The organism is Paenibacillus zanthoxyli JH29, assembly GCF_000520715.1.
Classification (GTDB): domain Bacteria; phylum Bacillota; class Bacilli; order Paenibacillales; family Paenibacillaceae; genus Paenibacillus_AQ; species Paenibacillus_AQ zanthoxyli.
The window spans coordinates 1-3940 of sequence record NZ_ASSD01000463.1 but is presented as its reverse complement, the minus strand read 5'-3'; the positions used below and the strand labels follow the sequence as shown (position 1 = coordinate 3940).

Genomic DNA, 3940 nt, shown 5'->3' with positions numbered 1-3940 from the left:
CCTGTCACTGAATGCGGATGTGCCGCTTCCTCCGGCCAGTATGACGAAGATGATGACGGAATATCTGATCGCCGATGCGGTCAAGAATGGCAAGCTGTCCTGGAATCAGAAAGTGACCGTTACCGAGAATGCGGCGAAGCAGATCGGTTCACGCATTTTTTTGGCCGAAGGAGACCAACATACAATTGAAGAATTGTACATAGCCATGGCCGTTGGCTCTGCGAATGATGCCACGGTTGCTCTGGCCGAAACCCTCTCCGGGTCGGAACAGGAATTCGTCAAATTAATGAATGAGACGGCCCAGAAGATGGGGATGAAAACCGCCTATTTTGTCAACTCCACCGGACTTAGCCGTGATGATATGCCGGCCAAATTCCGTCCGGATACGGATAAAGAAACGGTAATGTCAGCGATGGATGCAGCAATTCTTGCCCAGCATATTGTTACAGATCATCCCGATTTCTCAAAATATACAACCATTCAATCCTACAAGTTCCGCGAACGTGATGCAGCGCCAATGATAAATTACAACTGGATGCTCGAAGCGAATAAGAGTATCGCCAACTTCAAAGCATATGCTTATCCGGGCCTTGACGGGTTGAAGACGGGACATACCTCCAGTGCGGGCAACTGCTTTACGGGTACTGCCGTACGGGATGGCATGCGTCTGATCAGCGTAGTCATGGGTGCGAATTCCGAAGCCCACCGCTTTACGGAGACGAGGAAGGTGCTTGATTTCGGATTTAACAATTTTGAAGTCAAGCAGGTGGTGTCAGCCAAAGCGACCGTCGCCGGCAATGAAACGGTCCCCGTTGAGAAGGGCAAGAAGAGTGAAGTGCCGGTGGTGACTGACGCAGGCGCTACCTTCGTCGTTCCCAAGGGAACAGCCTCTCCGCAGATTACGACAACGGTACAGATCAATGACCCGTCGACGTTGGTAGCGCCAATCGCCCAGGGTACGAAGGTGGGGAAAGTAACCTATACTTATAAAGTTAACGGCATAAACCCCCAGCAAAAAACGGTCAATCTGATTACATCCGAGGAAGCGGAGAAAGCCGGATGGTTCAAGCTGCTCTTCAGGGCAATTGGAAACTTTTTTAGGGATATTTTTTCGGGAATTAAAAATTTATTCTAAAATTAACGGATAAGCACTTAATTCCGAGTAAATGGCTTGTATATTTATCCGCCATGCGGTAAAATAAAAAGTTAGATTAAGATAGATTATCGGGAGGCTTGAAGAGATGGAAACAGGAACATCTAGAGTTAAAAGAGGTATGGCCGAAATGCAAAAAGGCGGCGTCATCATGGACGTCATGAATGCGGAGCAGGCAAAAATTGCCGAAGCCGCAGGCGCTGTGGCTGTAATGGCATTGGAGCGTGTACCTTCTGATATTCGTGCGGCAGGCGGCGTAGCCCGTATGGCCGATCCTACCATCGTGGAAGAGGTCATCAAGGTTGTAAGCATTCCCGTTATGGCAAAAGCCCGTATCGGCCACTATGTAGAAGCCAAGGTGCTGGAATCCCTGGGTGTTGACTACCTGGATGAAAGTGAAGTGCTGACGCCGGCGGATGAAGTGTTCCATATTGATAAACGTGAATTCACCGTGCCTTTCGTTTGCGGAGCGAAGGATCTGGGAGAAGCGCTGCGCCGCATCAGCGAAGGCGCGTCCATGATCCGTACCAAGGGCGAGCCGGGAACCGGCAACATCGTAGAAGCGGTGCGCCATATGCGTTATATCAACAGCCAAATCCGTAAGGTTCAAAATTTGTCGAAGGACGAGCTGTATGCCGAAGCCAAAAATCTTGGCGTGTCTTATGACCTGCTGCTTGAAGTTCATGAGCTCGGCAAGCTGCCTGTCGTTAACTTTGCTGCCGGCGGTGTGGCTACTCCGGCCGATGCCGCACTGATGATGCATCTGGGAGCAGACGGCGTATTCGTAGGCTCCGGTATTTTCAAATCGGACAACCCTGAGAAATTCGCCCGGGCTATTGTTGAGGCGACTACTCACTACACGGATTATAAGCTGATCGCTGAAGTGTCCAAGAACCTTGGTACGGCGATGAAAGGCATTGATATTGCAACTCTGACCGCTGCCGAACGGATGTCCGAGCGCGGCTGGTAATAGAGAGAAGGGCTTTGGAATGAAGATAGGTGTATTGGCGCTTCAGGGCGCCGTAACAGAACATATTGCGAGCATCGGCAAGACGGGAGCCGAAGGAACGCCAATCAAGCGGGTCGAGGAGCTAGCCGAGGTGGATGGACTGATCATCCCCGGAGGCGAGAGCACGACCATCGGCAAGCTGATGCGTAAATACGGCTTTATTGAAGCGATTCGCGAGTTTGCAGGTAAGGGCAAGCCGGTCTTCGGGACCTGCGCCGGACTTATTGTACTGGCTAAAGAAATTGCGGGCGGAGAGCCGGCGCATCTTGAGCTGATGAACATTACCGTTGCGCGGAATGCCTTTGGAAGACAGCGGGAGAGCTTTGAATGTGATCTGGACGTAAAAGGGATCGAGGAGCCGATTCGGGCGGTATTCATTCGGGCTCCGCTCATCGAGAAGGTGGGCCCGGGCGTAGAGGTGCTGTCCGTCTATAACGGAGAGATTGTTACCGCGCGCGAGGGCAACCTGCTCGTATCTTCTTTTCACCCGGAATTAACGGATGATTACCGGCTTCACCAGTATTTTGCGGATATGGTGCAGACCACCCGGACAGCCGAACAATAGAACTGTATATAAAACATCCTGACTCTTTCAAAGCCTTCACCGGCTGCTTGAAAGAGTTAAGGCTGTTTCAGGAGGGAAATGTCGTGTTAGATGTTAAAATATTGCGCACCGATTATGCCAAGGTGGAGCAGGCGCTTGATAAACGGGGCAAATCGCAGGATTTGATCTCCGGATTTCCGGCGCTCGATCTTCGCCGCCGCGAATTGCTGCAGGAGACCGAAAGTCTGAAGAACCGCCGGAACACCGTCTCGGGTGAGGTTGCGAAGCGGAAAAAGAGCGGAGAGCCGGCCAACGAGCTGATCGCCGAAATGCGAAATGTATCCGACCGGATCAAAGAACTGGACGATGAAGTGCGTGACCTGGAAAATCAAATCTCTGAGCTGATGCTGAGCGTTCCGAACATTCCCCATGAATCGGTGCCGGTCGGCAAATCCGAAGAAGAGAATCAAGAGGTTCGCCGCTGGTCGCAGCCGCGCGAATTCGGGTTTACACCCAAATCTCATTGGGAGCTGGCGCAGAACCTGGATATCCTTGATTTTGAAGCCGCTGCGAAGGTGACGGGATCACGTTTCGTATTTTATAAAGGTCTTGGAGCCCGCCTGGAACGCGCGGTGATTAATTTTATGATGGATCTGCACAGCGGAGAGCATCATTACGAGGAAATGCTGCCGCCGTATATTGTCAATAAGGACAGCCTGTACGGCACGGGACAGCTTCCTAAATTCGAAGAAGACCTGTTCAAGCTGCGCGACACGGAATATTATCTGATTCCAACGGCCGAGGTGCCGGTAACGAACTATTATCGGGAAGAAATTCTGAACGCATCTGACTTACCGAAATATTTTGTCGCTTATAGCTCCTGCTTCCGCTCGGAAGCCGGCTCGGCGGGACGGGATACCCGAGGGCTGATCCGCCAGCATCAATTCAATAAGGTAGAGCTGGTCAAGCTGACATCGCCTGAATCCTCGTACGAAGAGCTTGAGAAAATGACGGCGGACGCCGAAAGCGTACTTCAACTGCTGGAACTGCCTTATCGTGTGCTTGCGCTCTGTACGGGCGATATGGGCTTTACGGCAGCGAAGACCTACGATCTGGAAGTATGGCTGCCGGAAAGCGGGATGTACCGGGAAATCTCGTCCTGCTCGAACACTGAGGACTTCCAGGCCCGGCGGGCAAATATCCGTTTCCGCAAGGAACCGAAAGCCAAGCCAGA

General features: G+C 51.9%; 4 protein-coding genes. All 4 read left to right on the top strand.

Annotated features, from left to right (window positions below; all coding sequences use genetic code 11):
* Positions 1-1135 (top strand): D-alanyl-D-alanine carboxypeptidase family protein (locus L691_RS0118030; protein ID WP_025691813.1); only part of this gene is annotated, 1135 nt, incomplete at its 5' end.
* Positions 1136-1241: 106 nt separating this feature from the next.
* A complete protein-coding gene (gene pdxS / locus L691_RS0118025) occupies positions 1242-2123 on the top strand; it encodes a pyridoxal 5'-phosphate synthase lyase subunit PdxS (RefSeq protein ID WP_025691812.1) in 882 nt (293 codons plus the stop codon).
* Positions 2124-2142: 19 nt separating this feature from the next.
* Entirely contained in the window at positions 2143-2727 is a 585-nt protein-coding gene (gene pdxT / locus L691_RS0118020) for a pyridoxal 5'-phosphate synthase glutaminase subunit PdxT (RefSeq protein WP_025691811.1), read from the top strand.
* Between the two features lie 83 nt (positions 2728-2810).
* Positions 2811-3940: serine--tRNA ligase (serS, locus tag L691_RS0118015; RefSeq protein WP_025691810.1), on the top strand; the 1130-nt coding region annotated here is incomplete at its 3' end.

Coding starts and splice junctions, on each gene's coding strand:
- pdxS (WP_025691812.1), top strand. CDS start 1,242: ATGGAAACAGGAACATCTAGAGTTAAAAGAGGTATGGCCGAAATGCAA.
- pdxT (WP_025691811.1), top strand. CDS start 2,143: ATGAAGATAGGTGTATTGGCGCTTCAGGGCGCCGTAACAGAACATATT.